The organism is Nocardia amamiensis NBRC 102102 (genome assembly GCF_001612745.1).
In the GTDB taxonomy this organism is placed as follows: domain Bacteria; phylum Actinomycetota; class Actinomycetes; order Mycobacteriales; family Mycobacteriaceae; genus Nocardia; species Nocardia amamiensis.
The window spans coordinates 1-15,724 of the sequence record NZ_BDBA01000105.1; the positions used below are offsets into that span (position 1 = coordinate 1).

Genomic DNA, 15,724 nt, shown 5'->3' on the forward strand with positions numbered 1-15,724 from the left:
TGACGCTCGCTCACGACTGCGCTCCGATACTCGGTTCTTCCACGCCGTCCCGGCGTGCGGCGGCGCGCGCGGCGTTCGTCTGCCTGCGCGCGTGCCGTTCGATTTGCATCCGCACGTCGTCGGAGATGGTCGGCTCTTCGGCCAGCAGGATCGCGAGCAGGCCGAGATCGGCGCCGGTGAACAAGTCGCGGACGGTGATGCCGTGCTCGGGGACATGCACCACCGTGACCCGATCGCCCGCGCCGATCGTGCCTTCGGTGAGCACGCGCAGGTAGGCGCCGGTGTCACTGCGCAGCGTGAACCGCTTCACCCACTGCCGCTCGCCGCTCCAGTGCTGGAACGTCGCGCACGGCACCCGCGGCGCGCTCACTTCCAGCAGGGTGTCGCCGATCGACCAGCGTGAGCCGATCACCGCGTCGCTGACCGGAAGGCCGGCGATGCGCAGGTTTTCGCCGAACCACCCCGCGGGCAGCTCGCGGCCGAGTTCCGTGCCCCAGCGCCGGGCGTCTTCGTCGGCGTAGGCATAAACGGCCTGGTGCACGCCACCATGGTGCTTGGTGTCGCAGACGTGGTCGCCGTCCAAACCGAGAACGCGCACCCCGACCCGGCCGGCTACCGGTCTTTTGTCGATCGCCGTGCGACCGACTCGTCCCGGTACCTCGAGGTCGGCGTGCACGACGCAGGTCGCGAGGACCTCTCCGGAGTCACCGATGCGCATGGACAGCGCTCCTCTCGTGACGGGTAGGGAGCTCGGTGCTGAGCGGGGATGGGTACGCCGGCGGGGTGAAACCCCTGGCCGGCCAATCGTTCGTCAGCAAGTTCAGCGCCCGCGGAGCCGGTCGACCGCGGCCCGGCCGGGCTGCGGCACGTTGTCGGCGGGCACCGAATCGGGATCGATGGCCGCCGCGACCGGGCCCGCGACGAGTGCGGTGTCGGCCGGTACCGTGCGCTTGATCAGGGCCAGCGCGATGGGGCCGAGTTCGTAGTGATCGACGACCGTACCCAGCCTGCCGACCGCGCGACCGCCCGCGGTCACATCGTCCCCGGCGGCCGGGCGTTCGTCGGCCGAGCCGTCCAGATGCAGCAGCAGCAGATGCCGCGGCGGTTTGCCCAGATTGTGCACCCTGGCGACGGTCTCCTGGCCGCGGTAGCAGCCCTTGTCGAGATGGACGGCGCCGTGTTCGGCGACGCCACCTATCCAGTGGGCCTCGTGCGGGATGGTCCGTTCGTCGGTATCGAGTCCGATCCGGGGACGAACGGCCGCGACGCGCAGTGCCTCGAACGTCCACATCCCCGCGGGAGCCGCCCCGGCCGCGGTCAGCTGCGCCCACCGGTCGGCGAGCTGGTCGCGCGGGATGACCAGATCGAAGGAGTCCGCCGTCGGCCACGGCATGCGGCGCAGGAACCCGCCACCCGGCAGCGGCGTCGCCTGGTACACGCCGGGGAGTGCGCCGATGCCGAGCGTCTCGGTCAGCTCGGCGACGGCGGGTCCGAGCAGGCTCAGCACCGCGTGGTCGGTGGCTTCGACCGGCTGCGCGTCGGCCCAGAACACCATCTTCTGCAGGAATGCGAGCAGGTCGGCCCCGCGCTCGGCCTCGGTGTCGATCCAGACCGCGCCGTCCAGCTCGGTGAGCACGAAGTGGTGCAGCACCCGGCCGTTCAGATCGAGGTCGAGGTTCTCCGCGGACTGCCCGTCAGCGAGTGTGGCGACATGCTGACTGGTGATGGTGTGCAACCAGGTGAGGCGCTCCGCGCCGGTGATGCGCAGGACGAAGCGATGCGATCGGTCGACGATCGCGGCGCGGTCCACCGCGGCGCGCTGTTCGCCGAATGGATCGCCGTAGTGCCAGGCGACGGCGGCGTCGGGCGAACCCGCCGCTCCCGCCACGGCTCCCGACACACTGAGGATGGGGCTGGGCGCAACGACCACGGACACCTTCTCCACTCTAGGCGGCTGCCTCGCCTGCGCTCACCCCGGCGCGGGTTAAGGGCGGACTTCGTCCGGCTGTGTCCTTTCTGCGGCTGCCTCTGCCTGCGCTCACCCCGGCGCGGGTTAAGGGCGGACTTCGCCCGGCCGTGTCCTTTCTGCGGCTGCCTCTGCCTGCGCTCACCCCGGCGCGGGTTAAGGGCGGACTTCGTCGGGCTGCGCTCCTTCTGCGGCTGCCTCTGCCTGCGCTCACCCCGGCGCGGGCTAAGGGTGGACTACATGGCGAACACTGGTGGGAGCACCGGGCCGCCGAGCCGGAGCTGGACATAGCGGATCGGCATTTTGCGAGTATTGCGCCCGATGCCGCAAGAAACATTGACAAAAGGTCTTGCGAAAGCGGCCGTGACGTAGGCATTGTCCGCCCCTACCGCCTACGCTCGACGCATGGTGGATCGAGTTCTGGTAACACTCGATGGCGCGGTCCGGGATGCGGACGCGCCGTTGTTGTTTGCGGACGATATTGGCGTATTGCGTGGCGACGGTGTCTTCGAAACGGTGCTAGTGCGCGCGGGGGTGGCGTGCGCGATCGAATTTCATCTAGGCAGATTACGTCGCTCCGCACAGGCGCTGGATCTGCCCGAACCGGAGCTGGGGAAATGGCGGGAGGCGGTGGAGACCGCCGCGAAGGAGTGGGGCAGCGAGCGCGAAGGGCTCATGCGGCTGGTGCTCACTCGGGGCCGCGACTCCGAGCTCTCCGGCTCGCCCGACAAGGTGAAGACCGGTGACCTCGCCGCCGCCGTGCCGGTGCCGACGGCCTTCGTCCTGGTTGTGCCGGTGCCCGAGCGCGTCGAGAAGGCCCGCACCGAAGGCGTCGCGGTGGTGACTTTGTCCCGCGGCATCTCGATCGACCTGGCGCAGGCCGCGCCGTGGCAGCTGCTGGGAGCCAAGACGCTGTCCTACGCCACCAATATGGCCGCGCTCCGGTTCGCCGCGCGGATGGGCGCGGACGACGTGATCTTCACCAGCACCGAGAACCGCGTGCTGGAGGGTCCGCGTTCCAGCGTCGTGATCGCGCGCGACAAGCAGTTGATCACTCCGCCCGCCAAGAACGGCGTGTTGCCCGGGGTCACCCAGCGCGCGCTGTTCGTCGAGGCCGAGAAGGCCGGTTGGCAGTGCCGCTACGACTCGCTGTTCACCGCCGACCTGCTCACCTGCGACAGCATCTGGATGCTGTCGAGCATCTCGCTGGCGGCGCGGGTGAATTCGCTGGACGGGCTGCGGATGTCCGCGCCGGACAACGCCGAGGAAATCATCCAGCTGGTGAATCGCGGCATCGAGCGGGCAGGCGCGATCGGCGACTGGTAAGTCGACGGCGGTGCCGCCTCGCTGCTCATCGCCCGCTCCGTGATCTCCGTCCTACTCGGGCGGGCGCGGGGTGGCGATGAGCACGGGAAACCGGGATTTCGGGCGGAAAGACCCGCGGAGGTCGTGGCCTAGGACTCATTGTCGAGGACTACCTCCGGCGTAGTCTTACTACGACACGTCGTAGATACGCAGGAGGTCGGCTTGAGCGCCTTGGACATCTCCCGATGGCAGTTCGGCATCACGACGGTCTATCACTTTCTCCTGGTGCCGCTGACCATCGGTCTCGCGCCGCTGGTCGCCGCCATGCAGACGGCGTGGGTGATCACCGGCAAGGAGCACTGGCTGCGACTGACCAAGTTCTTCGGCAAGCTGTTCCTGATCAACTTCGCGCTCGGTGTCGCGACCGGCATCGTGCAGGAGTTCCAGTTCGGCATGAACTGGAGCGAGTACTCCCGCTTCGTCGGTGACGTATTCGGCGCCCCGCTCGCCCTGGAGGGTCTGGTCGCCTTCTTCATGGAGTCGACATTCCTCGGGCTGTGGATCTTCGGCTGGACCCGATTGCCGAAACTGCTGCACCTCGGCGCCATCTGGATGGTAGCCATCGGCGTGAACGCCTCGGCCTACTTCATCGTCGCGGCCAACTCGTTCATGCAGCATCCGGTCGGCGCCAAGTACAACCCGGAAACCGGGCGCGCCGAGCTGGAGAGCATCGTCGCGGTGCTCACCAACAACACAACGCTGGCCGCTTTTCCGCACGTCGTCGCCGGATCGTTCCTCACCGCGGGCACATTCGTGGCGGGCATCGCGGGCTGGTGGATGGTCCGCAACGCCCGCACCCGCGACGAAGTGAAACTCGCCGAGGCGCGCACCATGTGGCGACCGGCGGCGCGGGCGGGTATCGGCGTGCTGATCGTGTCGCTGGCCGCGCTGGTCTACACCGGTGACGTCCAGGGCAAGCTGATGTTCGAGCAGCAGCCGATGAAGATGGCGTCGGCGGAATCGCTGTGCCACACTGCGACCGATCCCCACTTCTCCGTACTCACCGTCGGCACGCACAACAACTGCGACAGCGTCTCGCACGTGCTCGAGGTGCCGTATGTGCTGCCCTGGCTGGCCGAGGGCTCGTTCACCGGGGTGACCCTGGACGGCGTCGTCGACCTGCAGAAGGCCTACAACGAACACTTCGGCATCGGGGATTACCGGCCGAACCTGTTCGTCACCTACTGGTCGTTCCGCGCCATGATCGGTCTGTCGGCGGGCTCGGCGCTGCTCGCCCTGGCCGGGCTGTGGCTCACCCGCCGCGGCCGGGTACCGGACCAGCAGTGGTTCTCCTGGCTGAGCCTGCTCGCCATCCCGACGCCGTTCCTGGCCAACAGCGCCGGATGGGTGTTCACCGAGATGGGTCGCCAGCCGTGGGTGGTCGTGCCGAATCCGACCGGGGACCCGAACCTGCGCCTCACCGTGCAGCAGGGTGTCTCGAACCATTCGCCCGGCGTCGTGCTGTTCTCGCTGATCACCTTCACGCTGCTGTACGGCGCACTCGCGGTCGTGTGGTTCTACCTGATGCGCAGGTACGTGATCCACGGACCGGATCCGGCCGCGCCTGCCAAGAGCGAGTCGCGCGACACCGACGAGACTTCCGGTGGCGGCCGCGCCGGAGAACCTGCCGTCGAACAACTTTCGTTCGCTTACTAGGAGCCGGCGATGAGTTTGCAAGAGTTCTGGTTCGTCCTGATCGGCGTGCTGTTCACGGGCTATTTCGTGCTGGAGGGCTTCGACTTCGGCGTCGGGATGCTGATGCCGGTCCTCGGCAAGGGGTCCGATACGCGACGGCGCGTGGTGCTCAACACGATCGGGCCGGTGTGGGATGCCAATGAGGTCTGGCTGATCACCGCGGGCGCCGCGATGTTCGCGGCGTTCCCGGAGTGGTACGCCAGCCTGTTCTCCGGCTTCTACCTCGCGCTGCTGCTGGTGCTCGTCGCGTTGATCCTGCGCATCTGTGCCATCGAGTACCGCGGCAAGATCGATGACCCGCGGTGGCGAGCCCGCTGCGACATCGGCATCGGGATCGGCTCCTGGATTCCGGCGGTCGCCTGGGGCTGGTTGTTCGCGAACGTGGTGCACGGGGTTCCGTTGAACGAGAAGAAGCAGATCGCAGGCTCGGTGGCTGACCTGTTCGGGCCGTACGCCCTGCTCGGCGGATTGGCCACCGGACTGCTGTTCGCGCTGCACGGCGCGATGTTCCTGGTGCTGAAGACCGGCGGCGAGGTGCGCGACGACGCTCGGCGTGCGGCTCGGCTGCTGCTGCTCCCGGCCGTGGTCGTGGTCGGTGGATTCGGGCTGTGGACCCAAGTGTCCTACGGGACCGGATGGACCTGGATTCCCTTGGCGCTGGCGGTGCTCGGACTGCTCGTCGCGGCAGCGGCTGATTTCGCCCAGCGCGACGGGTGGGCGTTCACCGGCACCACGGTGACCGTGGCGGCGGCGACCGCGTTGCTGTTCGGGTCGCTGTTCCCGAACGTGCTGCCATCGACGATCGACGCGGCCTTCGACCTGACCATCCACAATGCGTCCTCGACGCCCTACACCTTGAAGGTGATGAGCTGGGCGGCGGCGTTCCTTGCGCCGGTGGTGGTCGTGTATCAGGGGTGGACGTACTGGGTGTTTCGCAAGCGGATCACCGTCGAGCAGATTCCGGCTCCGGTGGGCCTGCCCGCGAGACCCGTGCAGGATTGATGCCATGGCTCGTCCGCCGATCGATCCGCGCCTGTGGCGGTACGCCCGCTCGGCACGTAGCTACCTGGCGCTGAGCGTCGCGCTGTCGCTGTTGATCACCGGGGCGATCGTGGTGGCGGCGGTACTGGTCGGACGGGTGCTGGCAGGGGTCGTCACCGACCCGGGCCGCCGCACCCTCGGCGCGTGGACGATCGAACTGACCGTCCTCGCGCTCGCGATCGCCGTCCGGGTGCTGGCCACCTGGTTCCAATCTCGGCTCGCACATCGGGCGGGCGCGAGCGTGGTGGCGGAGCTGGAAACAGCAGTGCTCGCGGCGGGTGCGCGGCTGCCTCCGCGCGAATTGGAGGCGCGCCGAACCGAATTGGCCGTGGTCGTCGGCGCCGGGCTGTCCGGGCTGCGCGGCTATCTGGTGGGTTATGTGCCCGCGCTGCTGCTGGCCGCACTGGTTCCGCCGATTGTGCTCGCGGTGATCGCGACGCACGATCTGACCTCCGGTGTGATCGTGGTGATCACCCTGCCGCTGATCCCGGTCTTCATGATCCTCATCGGGCTGCTGACCCAGGGTCGTGCCGAAGCCACGCTCGCGGCCACCACCCGGCTGTCGGACCAGTTGCTGGACCTGTTCGCGGGCATGCCGACATTGCGCGCGCTCGGCCGGGAGACCGGCGAGGCCGAAGCCGCCCCTGAGCCTTCCCCACACGCGGGACCTGCCGACTCGGGCACCCTGGGCGTAATCGCCGGACGCGGCCACACCATGCAGCACCGCGTGCGAGATCTCGGTGACGCGTTGCGGCTGCGTACCATGCACGCCCTGCGTATCGCATTTCTGTCCTCGATGGTGCTGGAGTTGCTCGCGACGCTGAGTGTGGCGCTGATCGCCGTCTCCATCGGGCTGCGCTTGGTGTTCGGCGAGATGAGCCTGTATGCGGGACTGGTCGCCTTGATCCTGGCGCCCGAGGTCTACCTGCCGCTGCGGATGGTCGGTGAGCGTTTCCACGCCGCCCAGGACGGCATGGCGGCCGCGGACAAGGCCTTCTCGATTCTCGAATCGGCGCCTGCCGGCGGTGCTGACGTGTCCATACCGAAGGCAGCGCCGGACCGGAATGCTCCGCCTGACAAGGACAGCCGTGCGAACCACATTGTTCCTGCGATAGGAATTCCATCCGCCTCGGTGCACCGCGGCAGTGATCTGGTCGAACCCGCCGGCGGCGGCCTGATCGAGGTCAGCGACCTCTCGGTGCGCGCGCGGGACGGATTCGCGCCCGCGAGGCTGTCGGCGACCTTCTCGCCCGGCTCCGTGACTGTGCTCGCCGGTCCGAACGGAAGCGGCAAATCGACGGCGGTACAGGCGATGTTGGGTTTGATCACGCCAGATCGGGGTGCGGTGAAAGTCGGCGGGGTCGACCTGCGCGACCTGGACGCAGAACGCTGGTGGGCGCGTGTGGCGTGGTTGCCGCAACGGCCGGTGCTCGTGCCCGGCACGCTGCGGGACAACCTCGAACTGCTCGGCGCCCAGCCGATGGACCGTTCCGCGCGGGGACCGGCCCGGGTTGTCGACGACTTGGAGGAGGCCTGCGTTGCCACCGGTTTCGACGCCGTGCTCGACGAGCTGCCCGACGGTTGGAACACCGTGGTCGGACCCGGCGGTGTCGGATTGTCACTCGGCCAGCGCCAACGCCTCGCGTTGACGAGGGTTCTGGTCGCCGACCGCCCGATCCTGCTGTTGGACGAGCCCACGGCACATCTGGACGCCACCGCGGAGGCCACCGTGCTGGCCGCGCTTCAGGTACGAGCTCGCGCGGGCGCGACGGTGGTCGTCATCGGGCACCGCCCGACCGTGCTGGCCGCAGCCGACCATATCGTCGAGGTTCGCGCTGAGCAGGGGGAGGTCGTCCGATGAGCACGCTGGACTTCGTTGGTGGCCGAGGAGGCCACGTGCTGATCTCGCGCCCGGCGGTGGCACCGGAGTCGGTGCGATGACGCGAACCGTTTCACGCGGCACCGACTCCATGCTGCTCGCGGACCTGCGCAGGATGTGGGCGCTGCTCGAGTTGTCCCGCTGGCGGGTCGCGGTGGCGATCGCCTGGGGTGTGCTCGCGTTGGGCAGCGGGCTCGGTCTCGCCGCACTGGCCGCGTGGTTGATCGCTCGCGCCTGGCAGATGCCGCCGGTGCTGGACCTGAGCATTGCCGTGGTCGCGGTTCGCGCTCTCGGCATTTCGCGGGGTCTGTGCCGGTACATGGAACGTCTCGCCACCCACGATGTGGCTTTGCGCGCGATGACGACGGCACGGACGACGGTCTACCGAACGCTGGCACGCTCGGACTTCTGGCTCCGTCGCCCTGAGCGGTCGAGCGGAGCTACCGGCGAATCGAGCTCGCCGCAGGCGGATGGTCGCGGTTCCACTCCGCCGCGCCGGGGTGATCTCCTGGTCCGGATCGGCAGCGACATCGATGATCTGGGGGCGGTCGTGGTGCGGGTATTCGTGCCCGTCGCGGTCGCCGTCGTGCTCTCCCTGGCTGCCGTCGGCCTGCTGGCGACGATATCCGTGGCTGCCGCCGCGATCCTGGCCGGTGCGCTCGCGCTGTCCGGTGTCGTCGCTCCGTGGCTGTCGGCCAAGGCGGCGCGCGAGGCCGAGCGTGCCGTGCGTGCCGATCGCGCCGAGTTCACTGCGCGGGCTCTCACGGTCCTCGACCACGCGGCCGAGCTTCGCGTCGCGGGACGGCTCGATGCCGCGCTCGATACGGCGGCGGACTCCGCACGCCGGGCCGTCGCCGCGGAGGACACCGCGGCCTCGCACAGCGCCTGGTCGGCGGCTGCCACGCCACTCTCGATCGGCGCCAGCGTGCTCGGCGCTCTGCTGATCGGCATCACCCTCTACGGTCCCGACGGCGGGACGACGGGCGCGATGACGCCCATGGCCCTCACCGTGCTGGTCCTGCTGCCCCTGTCGGCTTTCGAGGCGGTAGGCCCGCTACCCGCTGCCGCGCAGGCTCTCACGACCGCACGCGCGGCCCTGCATCGCATAGTGGACGCGGCCGGAGGAAGCCCGTCCGCAGCCCCGCGCCCGGCCGATCGAAGGCAGCGGCAGCCACAGGCAACTGGAACCGGCGATGGCGCGCCGGTCGTCGCGCAGCCTCTCGCGGACACTCCTGCGACCGATGGGATGGCAGACGTTGCGCACGCGGAAGTCGCGGCAGCCCCGACTGGTTCGTCCGATGTCGGTGTCGCAGCATGGGGCGCGATCGACCACATCGGTATCGCGGCACCGATCGACGCCGATTCCCGCACTGCGGCGATGACCGCGTCTGGGGATGCCGCCAAGGGTGTCCCCGGTCCGCGTCACACCGAGCGTGGTGCGGTGAACAGGTCGAAGCCGACGGTCGATTGGCTTGCGACCGGCGCCCGAGTGCCGGAGCTGCCGGAGGGGCGACGGATCGCGGTGGTCGGGCCGAGCGGCGCCGGGAAGACGACGCTGCTGATGGCATGGGCCGGCCTGTTCGGCACGCCGCGCCCCGGCGTCACCTTCTTCGCCGAGGACGCGCACCTGTTCGGCACCTCGGTACTGGAGAATCTGCGGGTTGCGCGCGGCGATCTCACCGAGGCGGAAGCCGAGAAAGCCTTGCGGACAGTCGGTCTCGGTCACTGGCTGGACGGGCTGCCGGAGGGAGTGCGCACCGATCTGGTCGGGGGAGCTGCGGCCGTGTCGGGCGGTCAGCGTCGCCGCATCCTGCTCGCGCGTGCTCTCGTATCCTCCGCTCGCGTGTTGCTGCTCGACGAACCGACCGAGCACGTGGAGGCCGAGGCCGGAGCGCGGCTGCTGCGCGCCCTGCTGGACGTCGACAGCGGCCTGGTCGAACCGGATCGCGTCGTGGTCGTCGTCACGCATCAACTGCCGCGAGATCATCGAGCCGACACGGTGCTGCATATCGATGCGTCAGGCCAGGTGACAACCGATTTCGTGGCCGAAGGCACACCGCGCGGCGCCTCCCCTTCCGCCCACCGAGAAATTCCGTTGCCGACCAACTGATGCCTCGCTAGATTCGTTCGTACACGAGGAAGGAGGTGGTTCGAAAAATGGATATTTCTAGGACACGTGAGGTGGCTGTCCGCTAGCGCCACCGCTGCAGGTGGATTTCGCCCGCGCGAGCGCTGAGCGAATTCCAGGCAGTCACCCGGCCCCCGAGCCCCGGTCTGTCCGACCGGACCCGTGCGCATAACCCCGCACCGGTACGGCTCGGGGGCTGTTCTGTTCTGTCTCAGCCGATGTAGCGCTGGAGGCGGGCGGAGAGGCGGGGTTCGAGGGGGCCGTCGGCGACGACGCGTTCTTCGACGTAGGCCAAGTCTCCGCCTTCGACGATGCCGTAGAGGCGCTTGGCGCCGCCGACGACGACGCCGGACTGGCTGCGGACCACCACGTCGGTGGCCAGCTCCCAGGACGACTGGGTCAGCGCCTGTCCGTAGAACAGCTCGACGATGCCGCTGCTGTGCGTGAGCAACAGCTCGATGACCTCGTCGTTGCCGTCGATGCCGACCCGCCAGAAGCCGCTCTCGCGCAGATCGGGGCCGCCGTAATTGCCCTCGGTATCGATGACCCAGGACTTGGATTCCCAGGCGAGGAAGTCGCCGCCGTCGTGCGAGACGATGATCTGCTGGCCGAACCGGTAGTCGCCGCGCTCGGGATCGTTGCCCTCGCCCTCGCCGCGCCAGACGCCGACCAGCGGCAGCAGCGCGAGCATCGAGGCACTCAGATCCGGTCCGAGCCGCAGATTGGCGGTTTCCTCGGGCAGCGGCAGATCCGGTAGGACCGGGATATTGCGGACGCCGGTCGATTTCGCCCGCTCGGCAGCGTCGGCCACGGCCTGGTCGCCGCTGCGGCGAGCAGCGGTGTCGGCCGGAGCGCTGCCGTTCAGTTGTTCACTCGCTCGCTCGGCCGGATCGGAACCTTCGCTCGCGAGTTCGCTCATGATTCGGTGAACAGCCGGTAGAAGACGTACAGGCCGAACCAGCCGATCAGCACGGCCACAGCCACCAGCAGAATCTCGAAGAAGAGGACCACGTTTTGGAGTCTAACGACATCCGCGCCGCTGCACGCAAACGGCCCCGGTGCTTCGCTGGGAGGAAGCTCCGGGGCCGTTCGGCGAGTGCGGTGGCTCTACTTTGCGACCGCGACGTCGACAGCGTGGATGCCCGCGCCCTCGGGGCGCACTTCGGCGGAGCCGTTGCCCGCCGAGGACAGCGCGCGGACGGTCCACGCGCCGGGAGCCGCGAAGAATCGGAAGTCACCGGTGCCGGACGCGACGACCTCAGCGGTGAAATCACCGTTGCCGTCGAGCAGGCGCACGAACGCGCCGCCCACCGGCTGGCCGTCGGTGCTCAGGACGCGGCCGGTGATGACCGTCTCTTTCTCCACATCGACGCCGGCCGGAATGGCCTGGCCCTGTGTCGGTGCTGCACACATATTGATTACTCTCCCAACTCGATCGGTGCGCCGACGAGGGAGCCGTATTCGGTCCAGCTCCCGTCGTAGTTCTTGACATTCTGGTGGCCGAGCAGTTCCTGCAGAACGAACCAGGTGTGCGAGGAACGCTCACCGATCCGGCAGTACGCGATGGTCTCCTTCTCGCCGTCCAGCCCGGCCTCTTTGTAGAGCTCGGCCAGATCGGCGTCGGACTTGAAGGTGCCGTCCTCGTTCGCGGCCTTGCTCCACGGCACATTGATGGCGCCGGGGATGTGGCCGGGACGCTGGCTCTGCTCCTGCGGCAGGTGCGCGGGAGCGAGGATCTTGCCGGTGAACTCGTCAGGCGAACGCACGTCGACCAGGTTCTTGGCGCCGATGGCCGCGATGACCTCGTCGCGGAACGCGCGGATCGACAGGTCCGGCGCGGCGGCCTTGTACTGGGTTGCCGGCCGGTTGACCGCATCGGTGGACAGCGGGCGGCCGTCGAGCTCCCACTTCTTGCGGCCGCCGTCGAGCAGCTTGACGTTGTTGTGGCCGTACAGCTTGAAGTACCAGTAGGCGTACGCGGCGAACCAGTTGTTGTTGCCGCCGTACAGGATGACCTCGTCGTCGTTCGAGATGCCGCGCGCCGAGAGCAGGTCGGAGAACTGCTCCTGGTTCACGAAGTCGCGACGAACCTGATCCTGCAGGTCCTTCTTCCAGTCGAGCCGGACGGCACCCTCGATGTGACCACCGTCGTAGGCGGAGGTGTCCTCGTCGACCTCGACGAAGACGACGCCGGGGGCGTGGAGGTTCTCTTCGGCCCAGTCAACGGAGACCAGGACATCGGAGCGAGCCATTGTTTTCCTTTCAGAGATGACGTGCAGGGTTCAGTTCGATGCCGGGGACCCGGCGGTGTTCACGTGCGGGCCTGCGGCGGGAGCTCGCGTGACGAAGGAGGACTCGCGAACCCCGCCGGCCGGACCGGTCCGGCGGAGGCGGGCGACCAGCGGATAGATCTGGCAGCCCAGGCAGATCCCGAACGCCGCGTTCAGGAACGCCGCGAACAGGGCGAAGCCGGCGAATACGGCGCCGACGACTGTGGAGCCGAGCGCGAAGCCCAGCAGGCTGGCGGCCGCGAAGACGAGGCCGAGCAACTGTGCGAACCGCAGCGGAGCCACCGGCTCGGTCGCGCTGGGCGGCGCGAGCCGGGGTGCGACGAACGCTGCGTAGATCCGGCCGTACGGGTGGCGGCGCGGACCATTGGCGGCGCCGATGGCGAAGGCCACCGCCTGCAGGGCGATCAGCACTGCCGCGGCGGCCGCGGAGAACGCCGCGGCGACCAGGACCAGAACGAGGACCCCGGTGGTGACCCACGCGGTGAAGCGCGGTCCACGGACATCGACCTGGCCGGTGGAAGGAGGGGTCGTTCCGGAATTATTGCGGATTTCGGTGGACATTGTGCGTACTCCTGCGCTGAATATGTCTGATAACTGGAAAATTGCCAGTTCGCCGGGGGATCGGGGATCACTCGCGCGGCGGGCAGCGGTCGGCGTCAGGGAATTCGGGGGCCGACCGATCAGCGGCACAGGCAGCAACAACCACCGAGCCGACACAGATCCACTGTGCGGCGTCGGGTGAGCATCAGCTCGTGGTTGGCAAGCACGGGAAGGAGTTTACCCAATTCGGCAGGGGAATTGGACCCGGGGGGCGTCACATCCGTCGAGGGGCCTTGTCGTCGCAGCTCAGGCGGCTGCCTCGGCGCCGGCTGCGCGGCAGGCGCTGGCTCCGGTCGGCCTTATGCGGCCACGGTGAGCGGCTCGAGCGCGGAATGTAGATCCGTGGCCTTCGGCACGCCCGAGATGCGGAACCGCTCCTTGCCCGCCACGTCGAAGACGAACGTGGTCGGCAGGGAGAGCACGTTCAGCTCGCGCGCGAGTGCGGGCTCGGCGTCGATATCCACCTCGATGTCCTGCGGCGGTTGCGGCGATCCCGCCAACTGGTCCGTGACACTGGCAACCACACGGCGAACAGCGGCGCACGGTCCGCACCACTCTGCGGAGAAATGCAGCACCGCGGGGCCTGCACCGGTCACGCCGACCGCCGCGAGCAGTTCGGCGCGCCCCGATTCGGACACCTCGATGGCGTTCCCCGCGCGCACCTTGCCATGGCGGCGGCGCAGCAGGACGCCAACGGCCAGCGCGACGAGCAATACCACTGCCAGGATGGTTAATTCGATCATGGTCGGTGCAATCGGTCGAGGTCGATCGTGACGTTCACGCCCTTGCCCTCCACGACGATCTGGCCGCCCTGGGCGGAGACCTTGGCGGGCCGGACACCGAACGGCAACTCCTTGGTGTCGATGGTACGGGTGAACCTGGCGAGCACGGCCGGGCGATCGGCCTCGGTGATCACCGCCACAGGCATGGTCTCGGTGCCGGGGCTGCCGCGATAGAAGCCGGTCGCCACGATCTGCACCTGGTCGCCATCGAGGAAGAGATCGGCCTGCACGCTGACTTTCTCGCCGCCGTACTGCGCGCCGGGGATCTCCGGCAAGGTGCCGGTGAGCACCAGCGCGCCCGTGGTGGTCATGCCGGAGCCGCCCGACCCGCCGGTCCCATCGGATTTGTCCGCTGGGCGCGAGTGCACCTGCAGGTCGGGAATGGTGAACAGCCTGCCTAGCTCGGTGGGCTCCACCCGCAGCCTGCTGTCCACCCGTTCCACCGGGACGCCGCGCAGACTGCCGTCGACCAATTCGCCCAGCGGCAGCCGCACGCCGGTCAGCGTCGCCTCCAGTGCGGTCTCGCCGGGGATGTCGTCTCGGTTGGCCCGCGCCCGGATCTCGACGTTGTCGTAGCGGCTGTCCCAGGCCTGGCCGAGGAAGGGAAAACCGTTGATCGTGACTTCGGGGTCCGCGGTGAGATCGGCGCCGTCCCGCAGCGCCCGTGACAGGCGGTACTCCGAATAGGCCGCGGTGCTGAAGTCGACGACGATTGCGAATGCGGTCAGGCACAGCAGACCGATGATCAGCTTCCGCATGCTCCCCCGTCTCTCCGGGTCTCGGGCCGCGCCACGCGGCACGCGTTCGAATTCCGCACCGGGCAACCCGCGGGCGCCGGGTCTGCCCGACGCGTAACCCATGTACGCACCCTATCGGTTGGCCCGAACCCGGCTCCCTGGTGTCCTCCGGGATGGTGCCCGACCCCGGAATGCGTGGTCATCCGGGGTTACGCGCTAATCTTGCATCCGATTACCTGTGATTAGCGAACGTGGCCGCGGCGGTGCTGCCGCATCCGCGGAGCTACGAGATGGGAGGAGGGCCTGTGGAGCTGCTCCTGCTTACCTCCGACCCCAACCCCGAGTCGGTGTTGCCGTCGCTGGCGTTGCTCGCGCACAATGTGCGCCCCGCGCCCACCGAAGTGGCCTCACTGCTCGAGGCAGGCACCGCTGATGTCGCCCTGGTGGACGCGCGGACCGACCTGGCCGCCGCCCGTGGACTCTGCCGCCTGCTCGGCAGTACCGGCTCCTCCGTCCCGGTGGTCGCGGTGCTCACCGAGGGCGGCCTCGTCGCGGTGAACGCCGACTGGGGGCTCGACGACATCCTGCTGCCCGGCACCGGGCCTGCCGAACTCGACGCCAGGCTGCGCCTGCTGGTCGGGCGCAACGGCGGCGTGGCCAGTCCGGAGAACAGCGGCAAGATCACCCTCGGCGAGCTGGTGATCGACGAGGGCACCTACACCGCGCGGCTGCGCGGCCGCCCGCTCGATCTCACCTACAAGGAGTTCGAGCTGCTGAAATACCTCGCGCAGCACGCGGGCCGGGTGTTCACCCGCGCGCAGTTGCTGCAGGAGGTGTGGGGGTACGACTTCTTCGGCGGCACCCGCACCGTCGACGTGCACGTCCGGCGGCTGCGCGCCAAACTCGGCAGCGAGTACGAGTCCCTGATCGGCACCGTCCGGAACGTGGGCTACAAGGCCGTGCGTCCGTCGCGGACCGCAGGCAAGGGCGAGCCGGTGAACTTCCCCGACGATGAGAACGAGGGCACCGACGATTCCCCGTTCGCGCCGATCAACGGTTCCGCGACGTGAGTCCTCGCGGCCGATGGCCGCGTTCCCGCCGCTAGCCCCCGTATCGCGATCGGCGGACGGATCGCGACCGATCGATATCGAAATGCGGCCGGCTCCCATGACGTTGCCAGGAGCGGGAACGTGCACGGGGTTCGATGGCTCGAAGAACGGAGGCCAGTGAGCGAGCGTCA

The 15,724-nt window shown here is 68.6% G+C and carries 14 protein-coding genes; 6 read left to right on the forward strand and 8 right to left on the reverse strand.

The window, feature by feature from the left end; genetic code table 11:
- Positions 1-10 precede the first annotated feature (10 nt).
- Positions 11-718: an MOSC domain-containing protein gene (locus NA4_RS20015; RefSeq protein WP_067471910.1), complete on the reverse strand. Its 708-nt coding sequence runs from the start codon at positions 716-718 to the stop codon at positions 11-13.
- A 102-nt stretch (positions 719-820) separates the two neighbouring features.
- Positions 821-1,936, reverse strand: a complete 1,116-nt coding sequence (gene ygfZ / locus NA4_RS20020) for a CAF17-like 4Fe-4S cluster assembly/insertion protein YgfZ (RefSeq protein WP_084497262.1) — start codon at positions 1,934-1,936, stop codon at positions 821-823.
- 435 nt (positions 1,937-2,371) lie between these two features.
- Between ygfZ and NA4_RS20025 the strand changes: the two genes are divergently transcribed.
- The 5 genes from NA4_RS20025 to cydC all read left to right on the forward strand — a co-directional run bounded on the left by NA4_RS20025 (position 2,372) and on the right by cydC (position 10,056).
- Complete coding sequence (locus tag NA4_RS20025; protein WP_067471916.1) at positions 2,372-3,292, forward strand: aminodeoxychorismate lyase; 921 nt, start codon at positions 2,372-2,374, stop codon at positions 3,290-3,292.
- Positions 3,293-3,493: 201 nt separating this feature from the next.
- A complete protein-coding gene (locus NA4_RS20030; RefSeq protein ID WP_067471918.1) occupies positions 3,494-4,987 on the forward strand; it encodes a cytochrome ubiquinol oxidase subunit I in 1,494 nt (497 codons plus the stop codon).
- A 9-nt stretch (positions 4,988-4,996) separates the two neighbouring features.
- Positions 4,997-6,028: a cytochrome d ubiquinol oxidase subunit II gene (cydB, locus tag NA4_RS20035; RefSeq protein WP_067471921.1), complete on the forward strand. Its 1,032-nt coding sequence runs from the start codon at positions 4,997-4,999 to the stop codon at positions 6,026-6,028.
- 4 nt (positions 6,029-6,032) lie between these two features.
- Positions 6,033-7,928: an ABC transporter ATP-binding protein/permease gene (locus NA4_RS20040; protein ID WP_067471924.1), complete on the forward strand. Its 1,896-nt coding sequence runs from the start codon at positions 6,033-6,035 to the stop codon at positions 7,926-7,928.
- Between the two features lie 76 nt (positions 7,929-8,004).
- Positions 8,005-10,056: a thiol reductant ABC exporter subunit CydC gene (gene cydC / locus NA4_RS39260; RefSeq protein WP_245671498.1), complete on the forward strand. Its 2,052-nt coding sequence runs from the start codon at positions 8,005-8,007 to the stop codon at positions 10,054-10,056.
- Positions 10,057-10,285: 229 nt separating this feature from the next.
- Here the strand turns inward: cydC and NA4_RS20055 are convergent, their stop codons facing one another.
- The 6 genes from NA4_RS20055 to NA4_RS20080 all read right to left on the reverse strand — a co-directional run bounded on the left by NA4_RS20055 (position 10,286) and on the right by NA4_RS20080 (position 14,505).
- Positions 10,286-10,993, reverse strand: coding sequence for a heme-binding beta-barrel domain-containing protein (locus NA4_RS20055; protein WP_067471927.1), 708 nt, complete (start codon positions 10,991-10,993; stop codon positions 10,286-10,288).
- A 188-nt stretch (positions 10,994-11,181) separates the two neighbouring features.
- Entirely contained in the window at positions 11,182-11,487 is a 306-nt protein-coding gene (locus NA4_RS20060) for a DUF1416 domain-containing protein (protein WP_040773727.1), read from the reverse strand.
- A 5-nt stretch (positions 11,488-11,492) separates the two neighbouring features.
- The gene (locus NA4_RS20065) at positions 11,493-12,326 is read right to left on the reverse strand and encodes a sulfurtransferase (protein WP_067471930.1); all 834 of its coding nucleotides are present in this window, start codon (positions 12,324-12,326) and stop codon (positions 11,493-11,495) included.
- A 30-nt stretch (positions 12,327-12,356) separates the two neighbouring features.
- Positions 12,357-12,926, reverse strand: a complete 570-nt coding sequence (locus NA4_RS20070) for a DUF4395 domain-containing protein (protein WP_084497261.1) — start codon at positions 12,924-12,926, stop codon at positions 12,357-12,359.
- Positions 12,927-13,264: 338 nt separating this feature from the next.
- On the reverse strand, positions 13,265-13,708 hold the full coding sequence (locus tag NA4_RS20075; protein WP_067471933.1) for a thioredoxin family protein: 444 nt from the start codon (positions 13,706-13,708) through the stop codon (positions 13,265-13,267).
- On the reverse strand, positions 13,705-14,505 hold the full coding sequence (locus tag NA4_RS20080) for an LmeA family phospholipid-binding protein (RefSeq protein WP_067471935.1): 801 nt from the start codon (positions 14,503-14,505) through the stop codon (positions 13,705-13,707). Before NA4_RS20080 ends, NA4_RS20075 begins: the two co-directional genes overlap by 4 nt.
- Before the next feature lie 284 nt (positions 14,506-14,789).
- On the opposite strand from NA4_RS20080, the gene NA4_RS20085 reads away from it, so the two are divergent.
- A complete protein-coding gene (locus NA4_RS20085; protein WP_067471938.1) occupies positions 14,790-15,554 on the forward strand; it encodes a winged helix-turn-helix transcriptional regulator in 765 nt (254 codons plus the stop codon).
- Positions 15,555-15,724 lie beyond the last annotated feature (170 nt).

Excerpts from the sequence above, each read along its gene's own strand:
- NA4_RS20055 (WP_067471927.1), bottom strand. The coding sequence starts at position 10,993 with ATGAGCGAACTCGCGAGCGAAGGTTCCGATCCGGCCGAGCGAGCGAGT.
- NA4_RS20070 (WP_084497261.1), bottom strand. The coding sequence starts at position 12,926 with ATGTCCACCGAAATCCGCAATAATTCCGGAACGACCCCTCCTTCCACC.
- NA4_RS20065 (WP_067471930.1), bottom strand. The coding sequence starts at position 12,326 with ATGGCTCGCTCCGATGTCCTGGTCTCCGTTGACTGGGCCGAAGAGAAC.
- NA4_RS20075 (WP_067471933.1), bottom strand. The coding sequence starts at position 13,708 with ATGATCGAATTAACCATCCTGGCAGTGGTATTGCTCGTCGCGCTGGCC.
- NA4_RS20025 (WP_067471916.1), top strand. The coding sequence starts at position 2,372 with ATGGTGGATCGAGTTCTGGTAACACTCGATGGCGCGGTCCGGGATGCG.
- NA4_RS20060 (WP_040773727.1), bottom strand. The coding sequence starts at position 11,487 with ATGTGTGCAGCACCGACACAGGGCCAGGCCATTCCGGCCGGCGTCGAT.
- cydC (WP_245671498.1), top strand. The coding sequence starts at position 8,005 with ATGACGCGAACCGTTTCACGCGGCACCGACTCCATGCTGCTCGCGGAC.
- NA4_RS20080 (WP_067471935.1), bottom strand. The coding sequence starts at position 14,505 with ATGCGGAAGCTGATCATCGGTCTGCTGTGCCTGACCGCATTCGCAATC.
- NA4_RS20040 (WP_067471924.1), top strand. The coding sequence starts at position 6,033 with ATGGCTCGTCCGCCGATCGATCCGCGCCTGTGGCGGTACGCCCGCTCG.
- NA4_RS20015 (WP_067471910.1), bottom strand. The coding sequence starts at position 718 with ATGCGCATCGGTGACTCCGGAGAGGTCCTCGCGACCTGCGTCGTGCAC.
- cydB (WP_067471921.1), top strand. The coding sequence starts at position 4,997 with ATGAGTTTGCAAGAGTTCTGGTTCGTCCTGATCGGCGTGCTGTTCACG.